Source organism: Sphingopyxis sp., from assembly GCF_036675685.1.
Lineage (GTDB): Bacteria > Pseudomonadota > Alphaproteobacteria > Sphingomonadales > Sphingomonadaceae > Sphingopyxis.
In genome coordinates this window covers 23,203-48,209 of record NZ_JAKFEM010000034.1, presented here as the reverse complement: position 1 = coordinate 48,209, position 25,007 = coordinate 23,203, and the positions used below count along the sequence as shown (strand labels likewise).

The 25,007-nt window shown below is 65.7% G+C and carries 17 protein-coding genes; 10 read left to right on the top strand and 7 right to left on the bottom strand.

Going from position 1 to position 25,007, the window contains the following annotated elements; translation table 11 throughout:
* Positions 1-28: 28 nt before the first annotated feature.
* The 3 genes from V6M50_RS14350 to V6M50_RS14340 all read left to right on the top strand — a co-directional run bounded on the left by V6M50_RS14350 (position 29) and on the right by V6M50_RS14340 (position 11,196).
* Positions 29-8,629 carry a beta strand repeat-containing protein gene (locus V6M50_RS14350; RefSeq protein WP_332819249.1) on the top strand — a complete coding sequence of 2,867 codons (8,601 nt, stop codon included), beginning with the start codon at positions 29-31 and terminating at the stop codon, positions 8,627-8,629.
* A gap of 63 nt (positions 8,630-8,692) precedes the next feature.
* Positions 8,693-10,135, top strand: a complete 1,443-nt coding sequence (cysS, locus tag V6M50_RS14345) for a cysteine--tRNA ligase (RefSeq protein WP_332819248.1) — start codon at positions 8,693-8,695, stop codon at positions 10,133-10,135.
* Positions 10,136-10,251: 116 nt separating this feature from the next.
* Positions 10,252-11,196 carry a D-2-hydroxyacid dehydrogenase gene (locus V6M50_RS14340; protein ID WP_332819247.1) on the top strand — a complete coding sequence of 315 codons (945 nt, stop codon included), beginning with the start codon at positions 10,252-10,254 and terminating at the stop codon, positions 11,194-11,196.
* A 38-nt stretch (positions 11,197-11,234) separates the two neighbouring features.
* Here the strand turns inward: V6M50_RS14340 and V6M50_RS14335 are convergent, their stop codons facing one another.
* From V6M50_RS14335 to pyk, 7 genes are all read right to left on the bottom strand, one after another.
* Complete coding sequence (locus V6M50_RS14335; RefSeq protein ID WP_332819246.1) at positions 11,235-12,284, bottom strand: acyltransferase family protein; 1,050 nt, start codon at positions 12,282-12,284, stop codon at positions 11,235-11,237.
* Between the two features lie 214 nt (positions 12,285-12,498).
* Positions 12,499-13,347 (bottom strand): metallophosphoesterase, encoded by an 849-nt coding sequence (locus V6M50_RS14330; RefSeq protein WP_332819245.1) that lies wholly within the window; start codon positions 13,345-13,347, stop codon positions 12,499-12,501.
* A gap of 43 nt (positions 13,348-13,390) precedes the next feature.
* Positions 13,391-15,325 carry a cytochrome c3 family protein gene (locus tag V6M50_RS14325; protein ID WP_332819244.1) on the bottom strand — a complete coding sequence of 645 codons (1,935 nt, stop codon included), beginning with the start codon at positions 15,323-15,325 and terminating at the stop codon, positions 13,391-13,393.
* A 16-nt stretch (positions 15,326-15,341) separates the two neighbouring features.
* Positions 15,342-16,223 carry a hypothetical protein gene (locus V6M50_RS14320; protein ID WP_332819243.1) on the bottom strand — a complete coding sequence of 294 codons (882 nt, stop codon included), beginning with the start codon at positions 16,221-16,223 and terminating at the stop codon, positions 15,342-15,344.
* The gene (locus V6M50_RS14315) at positions 16,223-18,658 is read right to left on the bottom strand and encodes a cyclic nucleotide-binding domain-containing protein (protein WP_332819242.1); all 2,436 of its coding nucleotides are present in this window, start codon (positions 18,656-18,658) and stop codon (positions 16,223-16,225) included. Before V6M50_RS14315 ends, V6M50_RS14320 begins: the two co-directional genes overlap by 1 nt.
* Before the next feature lie 252 nt (positions 18,659-18,910).
* The gene (locus tag V6M50_RS14310) at positions 18,911-19,684 is read right to left on the bottom strand and encodes an arginyltransferase (protein WP_332819241.1); all 774 of its coding nucleotides are present in this window, start codon (positions 19,682-19,684) and stop codon (positions 18,911-18,913) included.
* Between the two features lie 341 nt (positions 19,685-20,025).
* Positions 20,026-21,480 (bottom strand): pyruvate kinase, encoded by a 1,455-nt coding sequence (pyk, locus tag V6M50_RS14305; RefSeq protein WP_332819240.1) that lies wholly within the window; start codon positions 21,478-21,480, stop codon positions 20,026-20,028.
* 107 nt (positions 21,481-21,587) lie between these two features.
* Here pyk and V6M50_RS14300 point away from each other — a divergent pair, with 107 nt between their 5' ends.
* The 7 genes from V6M50_RS14300 (at position 21,588) to ruvA (ending at position 24,988) form a co-directional block, all read left to right on the top strand.
* A complete protein-coding gene (locus V6M50_RS14300) occupies positions 21,588-21,917 on the top strand; it encodes a DUF1244 domain-containing protein (RefSeq protein WP_332819239.1) in 330 nt (109 codons plus the stop codon).
* A 54-nt stretch (positions 21,918-21,971) separates the two neighbouring features.
* A complete protein-coding gene (locus tag V6M50_RS14295; RefSeq protein WP_332819238.1) occupies positions 21,972-22,214 on the top strand; it encodes a DUF2312 domain-containing protein in 243 nt (80 codons plus the stop codon).
* Between the two features lie 21 nt (positions 22,215-22,235).
* Positions 22,236-22,553 carry a heavy metal-binding domain-containing protein gene (locus tag V6M50_RS14290; RefSeq protein WP_237836793.1) on the top strand — a complete coding sequence of 106 codons (318 nt, stop codon included), beginning with the start codon at positions 22,236-22,238 and terminating at the stop codon, positions 22,551-22,553.
* A gap of 69 nt (positions 22,554-22,622) precedes the next feature.
* On the top strand, positions 22,623-23,369 hold the full coding sequence (locus tag V6M50_RS14285; RefSeq protein ID WP_332819237.1) for a YebC/PmpR family DNA-binding transcriptional regulator: 747 nt from the start codon (positions 22,623-22,625) through the stop codon (positions 23,367-23,369).
* Complete coding sequence (locus tag V6M50_RS14280) at positions 23,366-23,782, top strand: nuclear transport factor 2 family protein (protein ID WP_332819236.1); 417 nt, start codon at positions 23,366-23,368, stop codon at positions 23,780-23,782. Before V6M50_RS14285 ends, V6M50_RS14280 begins: the two co-directional genes overlap by 4 nt.
* Positions 23,783-23,786: 4 nt before the next feature.
* A complete protein-coding gene (ruvC, locus tag V6M50_RS14275) occupies positions 23,787-24,260 on the top strand; it encodes a crossover junction endodeoxyribonuclease RuvC (RefSeq protein ID WP_332819235.1) in 474 nt (157 codons plus the stop codon).
* 128 nt (positions 24,261-24,388) lie between these two features.
* On the top strand, positions 24,389-24,988 hold the full coding sequence (gene ruvA / locus V6M50_RS14270) for a Holliday junction branch migration protein RuvA (protein ID WP_332819234.1): 600 nt from the start codon (positions 24,389-24,391) through the stop codon (positions 24,986-24,988).
* Positions 24,989-25,007 lie beyond the last annotated feature (19 nt).

Sequence of the window (25,007 nt, the reverse complement as noted above, 5' to 3'; positions counted from 1 at the left end):
CATGAGCTTTGCATCGAGGACAAACGACATGCGTGCCACGGCAACCCCCGCATCGATCCGCAAGGGCAAGCGCCGCCTGCTCGAAAGCTGTGCGATTGCCGCCGGAATGGCCGCGCTGGCGCTGGGCGGACCGGCTCTGGCACAGGTTTCGGGAACGGGCAGCTTTGTCACCGGCGGTGGCGGCGGCAGCACGATCACCGACAATTCGGGCACGAATACGACGACAGTCAATCTGGGCGCCAATCAGAGCATCATCAACTGGGTGCCGACCGACACGTCAACGACGACAACCAATCCGATCGACTTCCTGGCAACCGGTGAGAATCTGAATTTCATCGGCACCGGCCAATATACGGTCCTCAATCGGTTCGTGGACGGCAGCGGCGGATCGCTGAGCCGGCAAATCGCGCTCAACGGCACCGTGAACAGCTTTGTGGGCGCGACCACCGGCCCGCGCGGCGGCAATATCTGGTTCTATAATGCCGGCGGCATCCTGATCGGTGCCACCGGCGTCATCAACGTCGGCAGCCTCGTGCTCACCGCCAACGATATTGATACGTCCGGCGGCTTGCTGGGGCCCGGCAACACGATTCGTTTCCGCGGCTTGGCGGGCACGTCGGCGGTCGCCGTCAACGGGGCCATCAATGCGAACAACGTCGGCAACCCCGGCAGCAGCTATGTCGCACTGGTGGCGCCGCGCGTCGTCCAGGCGGGTAACGTCCGCGTCGATGGATCGGCCGCTTATGTCGCCGCCGAACAGGCCGACATCCGCATCAACGGCGGGCTTTTCGACATCAATGTGCTGGTCGGGGCGGAGGGCGGCAATGTCATCACCCACACGGGCAACACCACGGGCCCCGCGCATCAGGACGGCGACACCGATCAGAACCGCATCTATATGGTCGCCATCCCCAAAAATGACGCCGTGACCATGTTGGTGTCGGGCGCGATCGGTTATGACGACGCCGTCTCGGCAACAGAGGCCGACGGCGCGATACGCCTGTCGGCAGGCTATAATGTCACCCTCGGTGAAGTGAACGCGACGCCCGTGAACGCCACGGCCGCCAACATCACCGCCGGCGACACATTGTTCCGCAGCAGCACCTATGCACGCGCCAGCGGCGCCTTTGCCGGCCAGCCGACGCAGTCATTGCCGGCCTCGCCGCCTCCGCTGTCGTCGTCGGGCCAGTTCTTTGTCGAGGGCAGCGGCACTTTCATCGGCGACGCCAGCGCGAGGCTGACCATCGGTGCGGGCCAATCGGGCGGCGCGACAGGCACGCTGACCGTGCAGTCGGGCGGCGCCAATGGCACGCCGGGCAATGCAGCGGTCAACGTCACCGGCGGCACGCTTTCGGCGCCGGGGGCGCTCACGATCCGGGCCTCGGGCGACGTGCAGACGCTGACCGGCGACAGCCAGGGCGGCATTGCCAGCCTGACGATCACCGGCGGCAGCGTGAGCTCGTCGGGCGTCACGGTCGAAGCCAATGGCCTCGCCGACGTCGGAACGAACGGCACGGGCGGCGACGGCCGCGGCGGCACGGCCAGCATCACGGTGTCGGGCGCGGGCAGCACGCTGACCGCTGGCAATATCTTCATCAACAGCGCCGGCGTTGGCGCCGGCCCCTTCTTCGACGGCAGCGGCAATTACGGCGTCGTCGACATGGGCGGCGACGGCCAGGGCGGAACGTCGATATTGACCATGGCGAATGGCGGCAGCGTCGGCCCCGTGACGCTGCTTTCGCTCAATGCCAGCGGGCTCGGCGTCACGGGCCTGGTTCAATCGGGCAGCGGCATCGGCGGCACGGCGCGCATCGACCTGTCGGGCGCCGGGTCGTCCCTCTCGACGACGCAAACTTTTGTTCAGGCGGGCGCGGGCGGCGGGGGAAGCTTCAGCAATCCCTTCGGCACCTTCGAAACCCAAAACGGCGGTAACGCCACGGGCGGCACAGCCGAGATCATCCTCAATGCCGACGCGACGGCCACCGCCTCGCTGGGGTCGGTCCTGATCGAAGGCCTCGCGCGCCTCGGGAATGCGAGTGGCAGCGAAAACGCAAGCGGCGGCGACATGCTGGGCGGCGCGGCGACGCTGACCGCCGATGGCGGCATCAACGCGCAGTTCACCGACATCGTGCTCAACGCCTCGGCCCGCGTCGACGGCGCCGGAAGCCCGAGCGGCACCAGCGGGCAGAACGGCACCGCGCGCGCGAACAATGTGACGCTGGCCGCAACCAACGGATCGACCATCGCGGCCAGCGGCGACATCCGCCTGTTTGCCGTCGGCATGGGCGTCGCGGGCGAGAATTTCGGCACCGGCCAAGGCGGCAACATTGTCGTGAATGCGGCATCGGGCGGCACGATCAGTTCGGCGAACCAATTCATCGTCCAGGCGATGGGAGGCAGTTCTTCTTCGGCGATCGGGCAGAGCGCCGGCAACGGAACCGGCGGCAATATCGATCTCACCGCCGATGGCGGCACGATCCAGGCAGACATCTATGCGATCGACGCGAGCGCCAACACCGTCAATGTCACTGGCGCGGGCGGCGCGGCGCAGGGCGGCACCATCGACCTCATCGCGTCCAACGGCGGGCAGATTCTGGCGCTGCTCGATTCCGGCAGCCAGTTCGACGCGAGCGCGACCACCGGTGTCAGCGCGAACGGCAGCGCGGCGACCGGCGGCGGCATCCGCTTCATCGCCAACGGGGGCACCCTCGGCTTCGACGCCGGCTCGACAGCGACATTGATCGCGAACGGCACCTCCGGCGGGGCGACCGCGCCGGGGGCGGGCGGCTCGACCGGCACCGGCGGCTCCATCCTGATCCAGGCGGTCGCCGATGCGCTGAACAGCAGCGCGATCGACCTCGGCGATTTCGACGCCTCGGCCGACGGCCGGACCGCGGTCGACCTCGAAAGCAACCCCGCCCTGCCGAGCGAAAGCGCGGGTAATGGCCAGGGCGGCAGCACCCGCTTTGACATCCAGGGCGGCACGCTGACCGCATCGTCGATCAGCGTTTCGGCCAATGGCTTTGGCGGCAACGCGGCCGGCGGCAGCACCGGCACCGGCGGCACCGCGACCTTCACCCAGACGGGCGGCGACGTGAATGTCGGCGACATGACGATCAGCGCCAATGGGTTCGGCGGGGTCGCGCCCGACCAATCGGGGGCGGGCATCGGCGGCATCACGACGATCGACCTGCTCGGCGGCACGATCACTGCGGCCGACATCATCGCGAACGCCAACGGCCTCGGCGGCCAGGGCTCCCAAGGCAATGACGATGATCCGGCGAACATCATCCCGGGCGGCCTTGGCGGCACCGGCCAGGGCGGCGCCGCGACGATCAACATCGACGGATCGGCCGTGGTCGACGCAAGCATCATCGTCGCCAACGCCGCCGGCCGCGGCGGCGCGGGCGGCGATTTCGTCAACGCGTCGAGCTTTGGCGGCCTGCCCGGCACGCCCGGCAACGGCGGCGCGGGGAACGGCGGCGCGGCCACCGTCAACGTCATCGGCGGGACGACGACTACGAGCAGCATGATCGCCGACGCATCGGGCATCGGCGGCGATGGCGGCAACAGCTTTTTCTCGAGCAGCAGCGGCGGCGCGACCGGCGTCGGGGTCGGTGGCACCGGCGGCACCGGCCAGGGCGGAACCGCGACCATCGCGCTGCAAACGGCGATCGATACCGTCGGCATCGCGAACAGCGTCGCGCGCGGGACGGGCGGCAACGGCGGCGACCACAATGTCGGCGGTAACGGCGGCGACGGTTTCGGCGGCGTCGCGCAGGCGATCGTCACCAACTTTGAAGCCGGCGAGCTCGCGGTGACCGTCGATTCCACTGGCCTTGGCGGTAACGGCACCGACGGGCGCGATGGCGCCGGCGGCAATGGCGGCAACGGCGCCGGCGGAACCGCGCGCATGCTCGCCGATGGTCCGGGCGCCAGCCTGACGGTGGTCGAGACCAATTTCATCAACGGCGGCACCGGAGGCAATGGCGGCGCCGGCGGGCTTGGCTTTGGCTCCTTCGTCGCCGTCGCGCCCTCGGGCGGCAACGGCGGGAATGGCCAGGGCGGGACGATCGAAGTCGTCGCCAACGAAGGCGCCACCATATCGCTCGGCCTCGCATCGGGCGACAGCGTCGTTTTCGGCAGCACCGGCACGGGCGGCAATGGCGGCACGGGGTCGGACAGCAATTTCGGCGAGGGCCAACAAGCGGGCGACGGCGGCAACGGCGGCGGCGGCAGCGGCGGCTCGGTTCGCCTGGCCACGGGCGGCGGCACGATCACCTCGAACGGCGAGTCGGTCGAAATCAACGCGAGCGGCGTATCGGGCACCAGCGGCGTGGGCGGCGCCGGCCAGGGCGGCGGCATCAACGGCGCGAACGGCGGCTTTAGCGGCACAGCCGGCGGACGCGTCGTGATCGAGGCGCTCAATGGCCTGTCCGGCCCCGGACAAATCGCCCTCGGCAACACCAGCATTACCGCCAATGGCGACATCGCGGGCCGCATCGAGCTCAGCACCGAAGGCAATCTCGGCTTTGCCGGCCTCGATGCCGAGGCATTGGGCTTCGCCAATCCGACCAACAACGACACCGATGTAGCGCCGGCGGGCATATTCCTCGCCATGAACGGCGGCACGATCGCCAGCCAGGGCGATGTGTCGCTGACGACCGACAGCTCGGTCGGCGCCTATGCCCAGTCGAACGGCATATTCGATGTCGACGGGATCCTCACGGTGGGCGCGGGCGACCAGATCGACGTCAGGCACGATTTCCGCGAAGGCGTTGCGCCGACGATCCGCGCAAGCGACAGCCTGATCGCCACCGCGCTGAACAGCATCAGCGGCGCGCCCGGAAGCCTGGTCAGCGCGGGCGCGACCTTGTCGCTTGAGACCACCGGCGTGACGGGTACGATCGGCGTCGACCGGCTGGGCGGAACCGACATCACGATCAACAGCAACGGCGCGGCCAGCGTCGAGCACGCCGAAGCCGCGAACGACTTCACCGCGACCGCCGGCAGTTTCCGCACCGGGCTCAATTCGATCATCACCGGCGGCGACATAGTGATCACCTCGCCGGGCGCGGTCGATCTGGGCAATTCGACCGCGGGCGGCTTTGTTTCGGTGGGTGGCCAGTCGATCGTCTTCAACAGCATCAATGCGGGGACGACCGTCGACCTCAATGCCACCGGCACCGCGAACGGCGCCGAAGGCATCAGGGGCGGCAGCATCACGGCCGGCGGCAACGTCAACCTCTTCGGCAACAGCATCGCGCTGACCGGTACGCTTCAGGGCGCGGCCTCGCTCTTTGCCTTTGCCGGGGGCGGCAATACGGCGATCGCGCTGGCCGACGTCGATGGCAATATCGGGATCGTCGCCAGCGGCGACATCACCGGCAGCTACGCCGCGGGCGGCAATATCAGCCTCACCGCCGACGGTAATATCGTCGCAGAAGCCAATGCAGCGGGCGGTTATGTCGATCCCAACGGCATCACCGCCGAAGGCCTTGTCTTCGCCGATGCCGACGGCAATGCGACGCTCACGAACAGCAGCGCGGCAACGATGCTGGGCGTGCGCGCGGGACAGGCGGCGACGGTCAGCAACGCGGCGGCCGGGGAAGACGTGCTGGTCGTCGCGGGCACCACCGCGACCCTCGCCAGCATCACCGCGGGCGACGACCTGACCGCGACGGCACCCGGCGGCATCACCGCGAACGGTCTTGCGACGACCGGCGCCGGATCCGACGACCGGGCGCTGATCTATGGCCCGTCGAGCTCGTCGGGCCTCAACATCCTGCAGATCGTCACCTCGGCGGCCGACTCGTCGAATATCACGCTGACCGCTTCGGCGGGCAATATCGGCGGCGGCACTATCAACGCATTCGACAATCTGACGGCGACCGCTTCGGGAGCGGTGACCACGACGGGGACAATCGGCTCGGGCCTCGCCACCCGGGTCGATGCCGGCAGCATTTCGTTCGAAGCGATCGACGCCGGCAGCACGGTCGATCTGACGGCCGTCGGCGCTATTTCGGGTGCCGACATCACCGCGGGCAACGACATCAACCTGGGTGGCAACAACATCGCGCTGACCGGTACAGTGAGCGGCGACGCGTCGCTGTTTGCGACGGGCAGCGGAGGCATCGTCGGGATCAACCAAGCCAACGTCGATGGCAATATTTCCATCGTCGCGGCAGGCGACCTGACGGGCACCTATGTCGCGGGGGGCGACGTACGGCTGAATTCGGGTGCAAACATCAACGCGTCGGCCACCGCCAATGGTGGTTTTATGAACAGCAGCGGCGGGACGGCGGAGGGCAACGTCTTTGTCGATGCGGCGGGCAATGTCGTGCTTGCGAACAGCACCGCCGCGCGCATGTTCGGCGTCAACTCCGGCGGATCGGCGACGATCACGGGTGCCGCTGCGGGCGAGGATTTCCTTGTGCTCGCCGGAACGACGGCGTCGCTCACCAACATCGGCGCAGGCGACGACCTCGACATCCGCACGGGCGGCGATCTCGCCGCGAACAATGTCCGCGCGACGGGTGCCGGCGCGGATACGCATTTCCTGAACTATCTGCCCGGCAACGGCTTCACCATCGCGCAGGGCGAAGGCGTGTCATCGATCAACGGATCCGACGTCTCGCTGTCGGCGGGCGGCTCGATCGATGCGTCGGCGCTGTCGGCGGGCGACGACATCGCCGCGATCGCGAGCGGGACGATCGGCATCGCCGGGGCCGAGACGCTCGGTCTCGGCGTCACCGCGGGCGGCAGCAATATCCGCACGCAGGGCGGCGACACGGTGCTTGCGGGCCTCGATAGCTTCAATGACGTGCTCGTCGACTCGACGGGGCGCGTCAACGCCACGGGGACGGTCGAGGCCGGACGCGATGTCGCGATCAATGCCAACGACGTCAGCCTCGCCGGGTTGACGGCGCCCGGTGGCAACGCGCTCCAGACGATCAGCGCGAGCGGCAATGTCACGATCAATTCGGCCAACGCGATCGGCGGCGGCCGGGTGCTGGGCCAGGGCAATGTCATCCTGACCGCGGGCACGGCGATCGACATGCTGGGAGTCGCTGGCGGCACGGTCAATCTCGACGGCGCGACCGGGATCGCCGTCGAAGCGATCCAGAGCGTCGGAACGACGACGCTGAACAGCGACGACGGCGCGATCCTTGCCGGTTCGTTGGTTTCGAACGGGGAGATCGACGCCCGCGCGAACAGCATCCGCATCGACAGCGGCGGCGACATGATCTTCACTAACCTCATCACCGATGTCGGCGATGCGGTGGTGCGGGCGGGCGGTGATCTATTCGTCACGAATGGCAGCGTCACGGGCACCGCCGACCTGCGCAGCGACGGCGAGCGGCTGGGCATCGGGACGCTGACCGCCGCCAACGCCGCGCTGGCCGCCGATGGCGGGTTTATGACGCTCAATAACGTCACTGTGACCAATGCCCTCGACGCCTCGGCGCGCGGATCGCTGCTCATCGACGGCATCGTCACCGGCCGCAACATCTCGCTCGCATCGGCTGACATTTCCATCGGCACCGCCGCCCGCGTCGGCACCTCCGGGACGACACAGGGCTTGTCGATCACCAACAACGACAGCGACAACCAGACCTTCATCGGCGGAACCGGCACGCGCAGCGGCTATCACATCGACGCCGCCGAACTGACGCGCGTCTTTGGCACCGATGTTCGCATCCTCGCGCCCGAGGTTGCCGCGGCCGGCGGCGGGTCGGTCGGGTCGGCGGCACCGCCCGACGTGGTCGTCGACAGCTTCACCTTCACCGGCGGCGCGGCGGGGTCGAACCTCGGCGCCAATGGTTCGTTGACGATCGAGACGCCGGGCAAGATGCGCGTCATCGGCAATGTCCAGCTGACCGGCCTCGCCGACACCAACGCGCTCAACCTGTTCGCCGGCGAGGCGCTTGAAGTGATCCTCGGCCAGGGCACGGTCCGGTTGACCGGCGCGGGCAATGCACCGGGCGGACAGCTCAACATGGCATCGGACGACATCATCGTCGCGACGATGGACGCGATCGCCGATGTCGGTGCTGCCGCCACCACCGCTGCGATCAACACCCGCCTCGGCGAAAATGACGGCGTCCTGCTCGACGAAGGCGCACTCTTTGCACGCGGCATCCGCGCCGATGTCGCCGGCGGCTTCTATGTCCAGAACAGCGGCGCCGGCACCGATTTCGGCCAGCGTCGCGGACTGACCTTCGGCGCGGGCGGGCTCGACGTGCGGACCGGGGGGCCGTCGCGGATCGTCATCAACGGCGTCCAGCTCGGGCCGAGCGGACAAGTCACCGGCCTCGATACGATCCCGCTGCTGACCATCGCCGGCGCGGCGCCGGTCGCCGGCAGCTTCGATCCGCGGTCGACGTTCAACGGCTGCGTCATCGCAAACACGGGCGCCTGCATCGCTGTAACCTTCGAAAACAGCTTCCCGGTCCAGGATGTGATCGAGGAAGAGGCCGATGCCGAGGGGGACGATGGCGACGGCAACAGCCTGCCGGTCCCGCTGATCACGATGCGCGACCTCGACCCGCTGAGCGGCGAGCCGCTGCTCGACGATCCGGTAACCGGCGCGGGCAACGACGATCTGTGGACGACGCCGGGCGACTAGGGTCAGGATCCTTGGCCGCGTTTCGGTTGACGAATTGCCCCGGCGCAAGGCATGGGCGCGGTCATGACCGACGCCCCTGCCCATCCGCTGAAGCTGTTCAACAGCCTGACGCGCAGTCTGGAAATATTCCAGCCCGTCCACCCCGGCGAGGCGCGCGTCTATAGCTGCGGCCCGACGGTCTACAACTATCCGCATATCGGCAATATGCGCGCCTATGTCTTTGCCGACACGCTGGGCCGCACGCTGTCGTTCAAGGGATACAGGCTCACCCACGTCATCAACATCACCGACGTCGGCCATCTGACCGACGACGCCGACGCGGGCGAGGACAAGCTGGAAAAGGCGGCGGCGGAGAAAGCCCAATCGATCTGGGACATCGCCAAGCATTACACCGAGGCCTATTGGGCCGACGTGAAGGCGCTCAATATCCGACAGCCGGCGCACTGGTCGATCGCGACCGATTATGTGCCGCAGATGATCGAGTTCGCCAAGGCGATTGCCGACAAGCATTGCTACGAGCTCGACGGCGGCCTCTATTTCGACACCGCGAGCGTTGCCGACTATGGCCGCCTCGCGCGGCACGGCACCGACGAGGGCGAGAGCCGCATCGATCCCGTCGACGGCAAGCGCCATCCCGCCGACTTCGCGATCTGGCGCAAGACGCCTGCGGGTGAGACGCGCCAGATGGAGTGGGATTCACCCTGGGGCCGCGGCGCGCCGGGCTGGCACCTCGAATGCTCGGTGATGTCCGAAGCGCTGCTCGGCTTCCCGTTCGACATCCACACCGGCGGCATCGACCACCGCGAAATCCATCATCCGAACGAGATCGCACAGAACCAGGCGCACAGCTGCTCGACCGACAGCGGCGCGCGCATCTGGATGCACAATAATTTCCTCGTCGAACGCAGCGGCAAGATGTCGAAATCGAGCGGCGAGTTCCTGCGCATCCAGCTGTTGATCGACAAGGGTTACCACCCGCTCGCCTATCGCCTGATGTGCCTGCAGGCGCATTATCGCAGCGAGCTGGAGTTTTCGTGGGAGGGTTTGGGTGCGGCGCTGACGCGGTTGAAGCGGTTGGTGATGGCGGCCGCTCCCGTTCGCGATGCAGACACGGCCGATGTGACCGACCGCCGGCTCGCCGAGCTGCTCGCAAAGTTCGACGCGGCAATGTCGGACGATCTCAACACGGCGGTCGCGCTTACGCTGCTCGAAGAAGCCGCGGCGATGAAGAAAATCGACGCCGGCCAGAAACGCGCCGCCCTTACCGCGATGGATGCGGTGCTGGGTCTCGACCTCCTGACCATCGAGCGTAGCGACTTACGCGTGCGCCCCAAGGCAGCAGCGATCAGCGAGGATGAAATCGAAGCGACGCTTGTCAAACGCAAGGAAGTACGCGCCAACAAAGACTTCGCCGCGTCCGACGTGCTCCGCGACAAACTCATCGCCGCCGGCGTCGAGGTGATGGACGGCGACCCGCTCGGCTGGGACTGGCGGCTGGACAATTGAGTCCCCCTCCCGCTTGCGGGAGGGGTTAGGGGAGGGCATGTTCCGTCCCGCACATGAATCTTCGCAAGCGGACAGGCCCTCCCCCGGCCCCTCCCGCAAGCGGGAGGGGAGATAATTTGACCAAAACCGTCACCGTCCTCTCGGGCCTCATTCGCCCGCTCGTCGAAAACCGCCTGCCCGACTGGGTCGAGCCGCGCTTCTTCGCATCGAAGGAAGAGGCGCTCGAGCTGGCGCCCACCGCCGAAATCGGATGGTTCGACATGTACGACAAGAAAGACATGGCGGCCGTCATCACCGCCGCGACCGGCCTCAAATGGCTCAACTCGATCTACGCCGGGGTCGATGGCATGCCGCTCGACCTGCTCCGGACACGCGGGACAGTGGTGACCAATGGCGCCGGGATCAACGCTATCACCATCGCCGAATATGTCGTGATGGGCATGTTGACCGTCGCCAAGGGCTATCGCGACGTCGTCCGCGCGCAGGAACGCCGCGAATGGCTGATGGATTCGCCCGGCAAGGTCGAACTCTTCGGGTCGAAGGCGCTGCTGCTCGGCTATGGCGCGATCGGCAAGCTGATCGAGGAGCGGCTGAAGGCGTTCGCGGTCGACGTCACCGTGGTGCGCCGTTCGCCGGGGCCGAATACGCTCACGCCCGACCAGTGGCGCGCGCGGCTCGGCGATTTCGACTGGATAATCCTCGCGGTCCCCGCGACCCCCGAAACCGACGGCATGATCGGCGCCATGGAACTCGCCGCGATGAAGCCCACCGCCACGCTCATCAACATCGCGCGCGGCAGCGTCGTCGATCAGGACGCGCTCGTCGCGGCGCTCGACGGTCAGCAGATCGCATCGGCTTTCCTCGATGTCACGACCCCCGAGCCACTGCCCGCCGACGACCCGCTGTGGAGCCTCGACAACGCACATGTCACGATGCACCTTTCGGGGCGCGCGCAGGACAAGATGTTCGTGCGCGCGGCGCAGCGCTTCCTCGAAAATCTCGATCGCTGGGACAAGGGCAAGACCGTCGCGCCGCGCGTCGACCTGACGCTGGGTTACTGATCCCCGTCGCCGATGAAAGATTGAAGTATGAAGGCCCGTCAGTCCCCGCCGAAAGCGGCCGCGAACTTCGGAGCGTTCGAAACCCGACTTCCGAATCGTTCCAAAATTGCCTTTTGGCAGGGCCTTTCGATGCGGCGATAGAGGATGTCGGAAACGAAAATGATGATTGCCCAGGTTGCAAAGACACCGATCAACCACTGCATCGGCGCATGCGCACCGACGCCGGACAGGATAGTCCAGCTCACGATATAAATGGGAATATGAAGCAGGTAGATCGCATAGCTGCGGTCACCCAACCAAATCAATGGACGCGCCTCCATAATCTTGCTTCGCAGCGCTAACAGGATCGCGGCGGGCCAGGCGATGACGATCGTCAATATCAGCCAGGCCCCGTCCGGAACGATAATGAACGGCAGAGCGGCCAGAGGCGCCAAGGCCAGGCTGGGTATCCGATCGGCAAATTCCATCGATTGACGCAACAGGACGCCACCAAAAAACCCCAGGAAACCCCGACCGATCAGCGCGTCCCATACTCCGAATTCAACAATAGAATAGGCACCGAAAACCATGGCGACCACCACCGCTGCCTTAAGAAAGCGCACGCCGGAAATCGCAGCCAGACAGAAGATTGCGTAGCAGAAAACCTCGACCGAAAGCGACCATGCGGGACCATTCAACGTATATGTTGGATCGGCCAGGACGGCATGCAGCATCAGCAACGAGAGCAGCGAATTGCTCCACGTCGTATTCGGAAAATTGAACGTGACGAAAACCGTGAAGACCAGGATGATTGCATGCAAAGGCCAAAGTCGAGCGAAGCGCGATCCTGCAAATCCGGAAATTGTGGTTCCGGCGCGCATTCGCCAGCCGTCGAGGTAGCGATATGCAAAGACAAAGCCGGAAAGCACGAAAAACAGGTCGACCATCGACCATCCCCAAGCCTGGAACCACGCCATGGTCGGCAATCCGTCGAGCGGGCTTTCCCGTCCGCCGGACAGGATTCGCGCATGAAATATCAGGCTGACGATGCAAGCCGCAACGCCGCGTAGCCCATCCAGTCGCAACAATCGTTTCGAGGGATGGTTCATGTGTTTCCGTTCAATCCCTTTTGGGCGCATGGCACTCGAACGGCTATCGCACCAGCGGGTCGATGCGTGTGGCCCATCGACCATTCAGTCTAAATATCTGTAGTAAAAAACAAATTAATGCGGCGCCCCGAAACAGGGCCCATGAATGAACCGCGCGAGGCGAAGTCGCGCTACCGACAACAGGGACTTTTGACGATGAACGGCTAACGGGCACTCAGCCCGGCCGCTCAGCCTTCAACTCGCGCACCAGCGGCTGCAACCGCTCGTCATATTTCGCGAGCATCGTGTGTGCGCCCGCATGGTCATAGAAACTGACCAGCTCGCGCCCGTTCCAGCGGTGGAGCGCATAGGCGGGATCCTCAGCGACAATCATCGGACGGTCGTCGGGCTTGTTCTCGTCGATCGGGCGAAGGTCGAGCGAGACCTGCGGCGCGGTCGAGGAACAGATGGCGACGGTGCGCCCCTCCCACGCAACGGTGACGCTGCGGTGGAGATGGCCGCAGATCAGCCCCCGCACTTGGCTGTGCCGCCGCACGACGTCGGTGAAGGTCGCGACCCAGGGTTCATCGGGGTGCGTGTTCATCCACTCGATCCCGCTTTCGACCGGCGGGTGGTGCATGACGATATAGGTCGGCTTGGCCGTGTCCTTCGACAGTTCGGCGTCGAGCCACGCGGCGCGCTGTTCGCAAAAGGCGCCGCCGTGGCGGCCTTCCTCCAGCGTATCGATCGTCACCAGCCGCAGTTCGGGAAGCTCGATCACATATTGGACAAAGCCGTTGCCGTCGTCGAACCCCGGAAAGCGTGCGTGGAAATTGTCGCGCAGGTCGTGATTGCCGACGCTGGGCCATACCGGAAAGGGGCAGCGCGAAAAGGCGGTCACGAGCCGGCGATAGCTGTCGTCGTCGCCGCGGTCGGTGATGTCGCCGGTGGCAAGCAGCAGATCGGGACGGTTCGGGCCCTCGATCAGCAGGTCGAGCACCTCGTCGAGGCGTTTGCGGTTATATTCGGCCGGATTGTCCGGATCGAACCCGATATGGATATCGGTGATCTGGGCGATCAGCATATCCGTCCCCTGCTCCGGCCGGTTCGTCCCGGCCGCCCAAAACCTATCCGCCCCGCCTTGCCCCGTGCAAGACAGGTGTGCGCCACGTCACGTCATAAAGGCCCCGCCCCCCGGTTCCTGTGATCATGCTCACACCATAGCTAGCACGAAGGGGTTTATTTGTAATTGCCGCCACATTTTTCTTGCGCTGGCGCGGCGGCATCCACGGTTTGCCGCCGTCCGAATGATATTCGTGGCACATCGCGCACGGCGATTCGGTCGCGGTTTCGACCTTCACCAGCCGCGCGCCGCCCTCGCCGACATGGCAGTCGCGGCATTGGCGGAGGCCCGGGACGAGCAGGTCGGTCGACGCTTTCGATGCCGGCGCGGCGGTGTGGCAGTCGGCACAATCGCTCTCACGGTGCGCGTCATGGTCGAACCAGCCCTTTTCCAGGAAGCGCGGCGTCTGGTTCACCGCCATCACGCGCCAGCTGTTGCCTGCCTGCGGCGCAAAGATGGTGTGGCAGTCATAACAGGCGCCGCCCTTCGAGAAGACCGCGCGCACGGCATCCTGCGCGCGCGAGGGCCGCACCGCGACTTCGCGGAAATAGATATTATACACCTGCCCCTCGGCATAGGCGCCGGGGCGTCGCCGCTGCATGCCGCCCAGCTGGAGCGGCCGCACGGGAGGGGTCGAGCGGTAATAGGCGGTCAAGTCCGCAACGACCTGATCGGGCTCGCCATGGCGCAGCGTCCGCGTCACGCCGCCGACGGTCTCGAAGGCGAGGCTGTGGCACATCGCGCAGTCGCGCTCCATTTCGACCGGCTTGACGCGCACCCCGTCGGCCTCGACGCGGTGGCAATTCTGGCACTCGAGCTGCTTCCCGAAATCATAGCGGCCGCGGAAGCTCGCCGCCATGCGCGCGACCCCGCCGGTCGCCTGCAGGTGCATGTCGTGCGGGAATTTGAGGCCGTTGTAATCAACCGTTCCCTTGCCCGGGGCGGCGCGCACCGGTTTCGCGCCGGGCGCCGGGCGGACGAGCGGGCGGAATTCGGGATGGCTCGTGCCGAAATCGGCGGCGTCGGCCAGCGTCGTCGGATGCCCCGCCGTCTTGAGCCGCGCCGACATGCCGTCGTGGCAATCGGCACAGAATTTCTGCGGCGTCGCGGGCATCGGCCCCGCGCCTTCATGCTCGGTATGGCAATCGACACAGCGCCCCTGCGGCTTGTTGAAGGTCTTGGCAAAGCCATCGAGGATCCGCTCGCCGACGCCGGGCGGATGCCGCGCGGCGAGCAGCATCGCTGTCGGTGCATTGGCGTGCGCCATGCTCATCGTCTTGTGCTCGCCGGTATGGCAGCCGACGCACGCCTTGTCGGTCACCGCGACGAACGGCTCGACGTGACACGACTGGCAATCCTTCTTCAGGCTGGCGTGCGCGCTCGACAACGGGCCCGACAGCCACGCGCTGTCGGCATGATAGCCGTCGGGACGCTCGTTGACATTTTTATAGCTGTACCATGCCCAGATCGGCCCGATCAGGAAGGCGAGCAGCATCAACAGGCCGAACGCCCACGCCCCCATGCGCTTGCCGAGCATCACGCCCTGCAGCGAAAAAGCCTTGGCCTCATCGACGTCCTTCGACGATTGCGACAGCTCGTCGATCCGCTCGACGAGCAGGATGATATTGTCGCCCTCGCGCGCGATTGTCAGCCGGTGGCCGCCAAAGCGCAGTTCGGCGCCCGCTGCGCCGTCGACCTCCGCGGCATCGACGGAGCGGCCGTTGAAATCGAAGCCAAGCCCCTCGCTCGCCGCGACGCGGACGTGGCGGCCGTCGGTGCTGCTGATCGTCGCATGATGCGGGTTCACCGCGAGATCGGCGACATGGATGACATTGCTGCCCTCGCGCCCGAGGGTGATCGTGTCGCCGGGCAGCGGCGTGTCGCGAATGATCTGTTTGCCGGTCTTCGTCGTCGAAATACGGCGCAGGATGAAGCTCATGGTCCCCCTCCCCGCCTTACCAGTAGAAGAAGACGCTGATGATGTGCGCCGACAGCGCCGCGATCAGCGCAAAGGTCAGCGGCACATGTACATAGAGCCAGATTTCGAGCAGCCCCCGGATGCGCAGATGCTGGCGCAGGCGCGCGAGCGCCGCCTGTTTCTGCTTGAGCAGCCCGACGACCTTCTCGCGCGCCTCGACATCGCTGCCGTGCGAGGCGGACAGCGTACGGAGCGCCGCCGCGGTTGCGCAATCGGGATAGCGCCCGCTCAGCCGCGCGGTGACGCCGCCCGCGAACGGATCTTCGCCCAGCGCCGCGAGCACGGGGGCGGTATCGGCAGGGGTGAGCGGCTGCGCGGCGCTGTGCAGCTGGCGGTCGAAGGCGCGGATCGCCTCGAGCATCTGCATCTGCGTCATTTCGTCGCGGTTATTCGACAACGCCGCGGGCAAGGTCGCATAGACGATCACGCCATAAAGCCCCGACAGGATCACCAGCATCATGAGCACCCACGCGAGCGTATGGACGTTCCAGCCGAGCTGGAACCCGGTGTGCCAGGTGCCGATGACGATCAGGCTGAGCCCGAGATAGACATGCGCCGAGGTCCACGCCTTCAGCGACCAGGCATCGTTCGTCATCTTGCGCTTGCGATAGCCCAATGCGGTGAGCCAGAGGATCAGTCCCGCACCGATCGCACCGAGGGTATAGCCATACCAGCTACCGCCACTATGCCGCGGTGTGACATCGACCAGCGCGTAACTCACGATGATGAGCAGGCAGAGCCCGCCCGAAATCTTGGCCCAGCGGAAACCGGCATAGCGAAGGAAACCCTCGTGCCGCCGCTCGCGGACGCGCTCGGTCTGGGTTGCCTTGGTGCGGCGGCGCTGGAAGAGCGATGCCATCAGTCGGCGTCTTCCTGAAGCCGCGCGATCGACAGGAATTCTTCGGGCGAAACGCGGATCGCGGCGCCGGTCGGGCAAGCGCGCACGCACGCGGGGCCGCCGGCGATGCCCTTGCACATGTCGCATTTGACCGCGATTTTCTTGGGCTTTTCATCGCCCAATTGCTTCTTGGTCCATTTGGGCGACGGCTCGCCCGGGCCGGGGCCGAAACCGGTGAGCAGCCAGCGCAGCAGGCTGGGCTTCTCGGGCGGCGCGGCTTCCATGCGGATCACGCCATAGGGGCAGTTGCGCATGCAGTTGCCGCAACCGATGCAGCCCGGCTCCATGAACACCTCACCATCGGGACCACGATGGATGACGTTCGGCGGACAGTCCGCCATGCAGTGCGGATGCTCGCAGTGGCGGCAGCTCGTCGGCACATGCAGGTGCGCGAAGGTCTTGCCCGCCTCGCGGTCGAGCCGCGACAGGCCTTCATGACTGTCGGCGCACGCCTTTTCGCAATTGTCGCAGCCGACGCACAGATTTTCGTCGATCAGCAGCGCGTCGGTCGCCTCGCCCAGCCCTTCCTTCATGATGAAGCTGGCGGTGTCCGAATAAAGGTCGACCGCACTCGAATAGCTCGCCTTGCGCGATTCGATGAAGCTGTTCATCGCCGCGCGCTCGGCAACCGCCGCTTCGGTCGCCTCGCGTACTTGCGGCCGCTTGGCGAGCATCGCCTTGAATTCCTCGCCCTTCAGCCGGATCACCTCGCTCGCGACCGCCGCCTTGACCGTGGCGTTGCGCGGCGCGCCGCTGAGCACCGCCATTTCGCCGAAAAAGCTGCCGGCGGGCAGGTAGCGGAGGAAGATCGGTTTGCCGCCGATGTCCTTTTCGACGACCATCGACCCGGAGCGGATGACATAGACGTCGTCGCCCTCGTCACCCTCGGACAGTACGACCTTGCCCGCCGGAACGCGCTCGATCGCCGGATCCTCGACGATCGGCTCGAGATCCTCGACCGTCAGCCCGCCCTTGAAAATCTGCAAGAGCTGGCGTTCGAGCGAAATACGGTTGATGACACGCTTCGCCCCCGGGACCGAGCTCATCAGCTTGAGCGCCGCGGTGCGCGACACTTCGACAAAGATGCTGTCCTCGCCCGCACGGATCGTCGCGCCGCGCTTGCGGCCCGAAATCAGGCCGACCTCGCCGAAGATCGAGCCTTGCTCGATCGGTACATTGATGTCGGGGCCGACCTCGACGATCGCATGGCCGTCGGCGATCGCGAAGAGCGACGAACCCGGCTCGCCCTTTTCGAACACGACATCGCCCTTTGAATAAAAGGCGACCTTGGAATCGAGCATGAATTCGCGCATCTGGAGCGGCGACACATCGGCGAAAATACGGATGCGCGTGCGCAGGAACTCGAGCCATTCGCTGACCGATTTCTTCTGCGGCAGCTTTTCGAAGATCGCCGCCAGATCCTTTTCGTCGGCGGGGGTCAGCGCCTTGTTTCCATTAAGGAACTCGACGACGTCATAGCCTTGGTTCATGCAATGCTTGATCAGCGGATAACCCGCGAGCGCGCCGATGACATAGAGACCGGGGACCGTGGTCTCGAAGGTCGGCGACAGCTTGGGAAAAGCCTCGCGGTCGGGTCCGGTGAACTCGATCCCCATCGATTCGACAAAACCGCGCGGCGCCACCGATCCGAGGCGCGCGACGATCACGTCGCATTCGATCCGCTCCTCGCCGGTCGGGGTTTCGAGCGTCAGCCAGCCCGGCTCGACCTTCTTCGGCTGCGTTTCGGTGCGGATCGACATGAAGCCATTCTCGCCCGCCTCGGTCATGTCGGCGACATTCTTGGCCTTGGCGCGCGCGAAATCCTTCGACCGGTTCAGGATGGTGACGGTGTTCTCGAGCGCTTCCTCGGCGACCCCGAGCGCATTTTCGATCCCCGCGTCGCCCGATCCGACGACGGTGATATGCTTGTCCTTGAAATCCTCGGGATCATCGACCTGGTAGATGATGTGCGGCAGGTCGGCGCCCTCGCAGCGCATGCGGTTCGGATTGCCCTGCGTGCCGATCGCGAGGACGATATTCTCGGCGTGAAAGACGTCGCCCTTGGCGGTCTTTATGGCGAACGCCCCCTTTTCGCCGGTCACCTCGGCGACGTCGGCGTGATACGCCACGTTGATCTTGTTGTTCGCGGCGTCCTCGTCCCAATTGCCGAGGATATATTCGCGCGCGCCCTCGGCAAAGCGGCAATCGGAACGCAGGTCGAGCCGCTCCGGCGTCGCAAGGACGCGCTTGCCCTTTTGATATTTGAAAATCGTATCCGAAAGATGGTCGGTCTTTTCGAGCAGGATATGGCTGAGACCGAGCTGCGCGGCGCGCGATGCCGCGCTGAGCCCCGCGGGGCCGGAGCCGATGATCGCGACCTTGACCGGATCGCTCATGCGCGCGCCACCGAACGGCGGAAACCGCACTTGCTGTCGCTGGCCATGATGCTGACGAACTCGCGCACGGGCATCCTTTTCCCCTCTCGCCAGCCCCCCGGCGAATTCACAATGGATGCGACCCGGACTTATATCCTGGGTGCAAAGCTATGCCCTTGAAAGCGGGGAAAGGTCAACCGGCGGGCGTGAGATTCTGGCCGTTGCGAGGCGTTCGCAGCTCTACCTCTTTTGACGATAGATAGGATAGATGGCTCAGGCGAGCTCGAACATCGCCGCAAGACGATCCGAAGCGGTCGGCTCGAAACGCGACCAGCCATCGGGGCCGAGCCGTTCGAGCGGCCGGAAGCGCGCCTTGTACGCCATCCGCGCCGACCCCTCGATCCAATAGCCAAGATAGACATAAGGCAACCCCGCGCGCGCCGCGCGCTGGATATGGTCGGCGATGATATAGGTGCCGAGGCCCTCGCGCATGGGATGCGCGGCGTCGAAGAAGCTGTAGATCATCGACAAGCCATCGCCCTGCCGGTCGGTCAGGCAGCAGCCGACGAGACGGCCTTTGCCGCCATCGGCCGCGGGTTCGCGATATTCGATCATATAGCTGTCGACCGGGGTCTGTTCGACCATGTCGGCAAAATCCTGCTCGTCCATGTCGGCCATGCCACCATCGGGATGTCGCGAGGCGAGATAGGAGCGCAGCAGTGCATATTGTTCCTCGGTCGCCCACGGCTTGCACGCCGTGGCGACGAGGTCGCGGTTGCGGCGCATGTTGCGTTTCTGCGAGTTGCTGGGCGTGAATTCACTGGCGCAAACGCGCACCGACACGCACGCCGAACAATCGGCGCAGCTTGGACGATAGGCGACCGACTGGCTGCGCCGGAAACCGATACGGCCGAGCGCGTCGTTCAGCTCGTTCGCGGTATTGCCGCTGAGTTCGGTGAACACCTTGCGCTCGGTCTTGCCCGCCAGATAGGGGCAAGGCGCGGGGCTGGTGACAAAAAAACGCGGAAAGCGGAACGGTGCGGACACGCGAAATGGACCTCCGATTGGCGATGCGGATCCCCCCGACGCGGGTCCGACGCGCTACTTGCACCAACTATGCCGCGCGGCGTCAATGGTGCAAAGTGCATTTACCATTTTTGGACGTCCCGATCTGAATCAACCCGAAAATTTTCTGAATCGGCCGGTAACTGTTGTGCCGAATTGAATCAGAGATACATCGTCGTCCCCGCGAAGGGCGTTTCAGAGTCACGTGCCTCTGAACGCGGCCGCTGGAGGTTTACAAAGCGGCGAAAGGCAATGACGACGGCGGCCCTCCGTCTTCGCGGGGGCGACGGATTATTATTGATGATCGCGGTCTCGCGTTTCGGTCAGCTATACCCGCGCAGCTCGTCGCCGGTCAGCGTCGCGACGTGGAGCACGTTGGTCGACCCCGGCGTACCGAACGGAACCCCCGCCATCATCACCAGCTTCGCGCCCGCCTTACAGATGCCGTGGCGCAGCGCCATGCGCTTGCCCTTGGCGATCATCTCTTCGAAGCTGCCAATATCCTTGGTCGGCACCGCATGCGCCCCCCACAAGAGGCCCATGCGCCGCGCCGCTTCCTTCTTCGGCGTCAACACGAGCAGCGGCGCGTCGGGGCGTTCGCGCGCCACGCGGCGCGCGGTCGAACCCGATGCGGTGAAACAGATGATCGCATCGGCGGCGATCGTGGTGATGATACTGCCCGCGGCCTCCGCCAGCGCGTCGGCGGTCGTCGCGTCGGGATGCGTTTCGGTGAAATGCAGACGGCGGAAATAGTCGGGGTCGCTTTCGACCGAGCGCGCGATCGAGTCCATCATCGTCACCGCCTCGACCGGCCAGGCGCCCGCGGCGGTTTCGGCCGACAGCATGATCGCATCGGCGCCGTCATAGATCGCGGTCGCAACGTCGGACACTTCGGCGCGCGTCGGCGAGGGCGAGGTGATCATCGATTCGAGCATCTGCGTCGCGACGACGACGGGCTTGCCCATACGCCGCGCGGTCGCGACGATGCGCTTTTGCAGCGGCGGGACCGCTTCGGGCGGCAGCTCGACGCCCAGGTCGCCGCGCGCGACCATCGCCGCGTCGGCGAGCTCGAGGATTTCCTCGATCCGCTGGACGCCCGACGGCTTCTCGAACTTGACGAGCAGCGCCGCCTTGCCGCCGATCAGCGTGCGCGCCTCGGCGACGTCCTCGGGCCGCTGGACGAACGACAGCGCGATCCAGTCGACATGCTGTTCGAGCGCGAAGGTCAGGTCCTTACGGTCCTTTTCGGTCAGCGCGGCGAGCGGGACGACGACGTCGGGGACGTTAACGCCCTTGCGGTCCGAAATCTTGCCGCCGACCTCGACAACCGTCTCGATCTTGCCCGGGGCCACGCTCTTTACACGCAGCACCAGCTTGCCGTCGTCGATCAGCAGCCGCGTATCGGGTTCGAGCGCCGCGAACAGTTCGGGATGCGGCAGGTGGACGCGCGTCGCGTCGCCCGGTGCCGTGTCGGCGTCGAGGATGAAGCTCCTGCCCTTCACCAGTTCGGCGGGACCGTCCCTGAAGGTGCCGACGCGCAGCTTCGGCCCCTGCAGGTCGACGAGGATCGTCGTCGGCCGGCCGGTTTCCTTCTCCAGCGCACGGATCGCGGCGATCACCCTGGCGTGCCCCGCATGGTCGCCATGGCTCATATTGACGCGAAAGGCATCGGCGCCGGCGCGGTGCAATTCGGCGATCATCTCCGGATTGGCGCTGGCCGGGCCAAGGGTCGCCAGGATGCGCACCTTGCGCTGGCGGGGGGTAAAACTCTGGACCACAATTGCTCCGAACCGATGAAAAGCTGGGGTGGCTTGCGTAGGCGCGTTGCCCCGGCCAAGGCAAGCCGCGTATAGCTATTCATCGCCACACCCGAAGGAAATCCGCCATGTCCTGCAGCGAAGACCAACCTGCCCCGAACGACGCGCTCGACACGCTCGACGATGCCGTCGCCGCCGCGGCCTTCCGCCGCCTCGTCCGCCTGCTCCAGCATCGCAGCGACGCCGCCAACATCGACCTGATGGGGCTTGCGGGCTTTTGCCGCAACTGCCTCGGCGACTGGATCGCCGAAGCGGGCAGGATGGACAAGGAAGCCGGGCGCACGATCGTCCACGGCATGCCCACCGCGGCATGGAAAGCGCGCCATCACACCGCCGCCACTCCCGAACAGCTCGCGCGGATGGAAGAAAGCATGGCCAAAAATCCCCGAGCCGATTAGGGACGCGCCAAGCGCGATTCTCGCGCCGCATCATCCCAACAACCGGAGTCAAAAATGAGCGAAGCCACCGTGTCCGACCAGCAACTGCGCCTTTTCATCGAGCGTATCGAGCGGTTGGAAGAAGAGAAAAAGGGCATCGCCGACGATATCCGCGACACCTATAACGAAGCGAAATCGCAGGGTTACGACCCGAAGATCATGCGCCAGATCGTTCGCCTGCGCAAACTGCCGGTCCACGACCGCAAGGAAATGGAAGCGATCCTCGACGTGTATAAGTCGGCGCTCGGAATCGACTAAAAGCAACGAAGGAGAGTGACGATGTTCAGCACCACCACCAACAATGTCGAAGGCCATCCGGTCCGCGAATATCTGGGCATCGTCACTGGCGAGGTGATCGTCGGCGCCAACCTGTTCCGCGACCTGTTCGCCAGCATCACCGACATCGTCGGCGGCCGCTCGGGCAAATATGAGGATGTCCTCGCCCGCGCGCGCAAGGAAGCGATCGCCGAGATGGAAGCCGAAGCCGCGCGCCTCGGCGGCAATGCGGTGATCGGCGTCGACCTCGACTATGAGGTGCTCGGCCAAAATGGGTCGATGCTGATGGTCAGCGCGTCGGGAACCGCCGTGGTTGTCTGATCGCATTGTCTCTTTTGGACAGCCGCGCTAGGGCGGCGCCAGCTTTCAAAATTACCGATGGAGGGTGGCTTGGCCGGCCATAGTAAATTCAAGAACATCATGCACCGCAAGGGTGCGCAGGACAAAAAGCGCAGCACGCTTTTCTCGAAGCTCGCGCGCGAAGTCACCGTCGCGGCGAAGATGGGCCTGCCCGATCCCGACGCCAACGCCCGCCTTCGTGCGGCGGTCAACGCCGCCAAGGCGCAGTCGATGCCGAAAGACAATATCCAGCGCGCGATCGACAAGGCATCGGGCGGCGAAGGCGATAATTACGAGGAAATCCGCTACGAAGGCTATGGCCCCGGCGGCGTGTCGCTGATCGTCGAGGCACTGACCGACAACCGCAACCGCACCGCGACCAACGTCCGCACCGCCTTTGCGAAAAATGGCGGCAACCTCGGCACTTCGGGCAGCGTGTCGCACGGTTTCGACCGCCTCGGCCTGATCAGCTATCCCGACAAGGCGGGCGACGCCGACACGATCTTCGAAGCCGCGCTCGATGCCGGCGCCGACGATGTCGAATCGTCCGACGACGGCCATGAAATCTGGACGAGCGTCGACAGCCTGCACGAGGTCGCGAAAGCGCTCGAGAGCAAGCTGGGCGAAGCCGAGGGCGTCAAGCTCGCGTGGCGCCCGACGCTGAAGAGCGAAGTCGGCGACGAGGCGACCGCGCAGACCTTGTTCAAGCTGATCGACACGCTCGACGACGACGACGACGTCCAGACCGTCTGGGGCAATTACGAAATCCCCGATGCGGTGATGGAAAAACTGGGATGAGCGACCCTGCGGCAGCAGGCGGCGAGGACCGGGTAAGATCGGTCCTCGAAGCCTATGCCGCCGCGTGGCAATCGGGCGATATGGCCGCGATCGTCGCGCGCTATCACGACGATTTCACGCTGCACTATGCCGGCGCCAATGCGCTGTCGGGCGTCCATGCCGGAAAGATGGCCGCGCTCGCGGTTCTCGCGGACTTCTCGCGGCGAACTGGCCGGAAACTTCTCGAAATCGTCGATGTCATGGCGGGACCGCACCGCGGCGCGGTGATCGCGCGCGAGCGGCTGGGCCAGGGCGACGCGGCGGTCGAGGTCGAACGCGTGCTCGTCTACACCATCGCCGACGACCTGCTACGCGAATGCTGGGTCTATGACGCCGACCAGACGCTGATCGACCGGCTGGTCGGCCCGGCCTGACCCCATGATCATCCTCGGCCTCGACCCCTCGCTCAGCTGCACCGGCTGGGGCGTCATCCACGTCGAGGGCAGCCGGATCAGCCACATCGCCAACGGGCAGGTGAAAACCGACGCCAAGGCGTCGCTGCCCGACCGGCTCGCGCATCTCGACACCGCGCTCGCGGCGGTGATCGCCGATCACGCGCCGCAGTGCGCCGCGGTCGAGGAGGTCTTCGTCAACGACAATCCGCAATCGACGCTAAAGCTCGCGCATGCGCGCGGCGTCGTCCTGCTCGGCTGCGCGCGCGCGGGGCTCCCCGTCGGCGAATATGCGCCGCGGCTGGTCAAGAAGGCGATCGTCGGCACCGGCGGTGCGGCGAAGGAACAGGTGCAGGCGATGCTGCGCGTGCTGTTGCCCGGCGCAAAGGTGACGGGCGCCGATGCGGCGGATGCGCTGGCGGTCGCGATCTGCCATGCGAACCATCGCCCGCGATCATAATAATTCGTCACCCCGGACTTGATCCGGGGTCCATGCCAACCGTGCCGATATGGATGCCGGATCGAGTCCGGCATGACGAGGAAGGGAAATTGATTCCCTTTTCGTTCTCCCCGCGCTAGGCACGGATCATGATCGCGAAACTGACGGGGCGGCTGGATTCGAGCGGCGCAGGCCATGCGGTGATCGACGTCGGCGGCGTCGGTTATCTGGTCGAGGCATCGGCGCGAACGCTCGACGCCCTCGGCCCGGTCGGCGGCGACGTCACCATCCACACCGAAATGCTCGTCGGCGAGGATTTCCTGCGCCTGCTCGGCTTTGCCAAGGCCGAGGAACGCGACTGGTTCCGCCTGCTCACCAGCGTGCAGGGCGTCGGCGCCAAGGTCGCGCTTGCGATCCTTTCGGCGCTCGAAATCGGCGACCTGCAACGCGCGCTCGCGAGCGGCGACAGCGCAATGATCGCGCGCGCGAACGGCGTTGGGCCGAAGCTCGCGCAGCGGATCACGCATGAGTTGAAGGATAAGGCAGGCGGGCTCGGCGGGATCGCGGGGAGCGGACCGATCCTCTCGGCCGCCCCCGGCCCGCTCACCGACGCCGTCACCGCCCTCACCGGCCTCGGCTTCAAACCCGGCGAAGCGAGCGCCGCGGTGGCTGCCGCGAGCGAAGAATTGGGTGCAGACGCCAGCCTTGATGCGCTGGTCCGTGTCGCGCTCAAGAAAGCGGCCAAGTGACCGATCGCGTCCACAACGC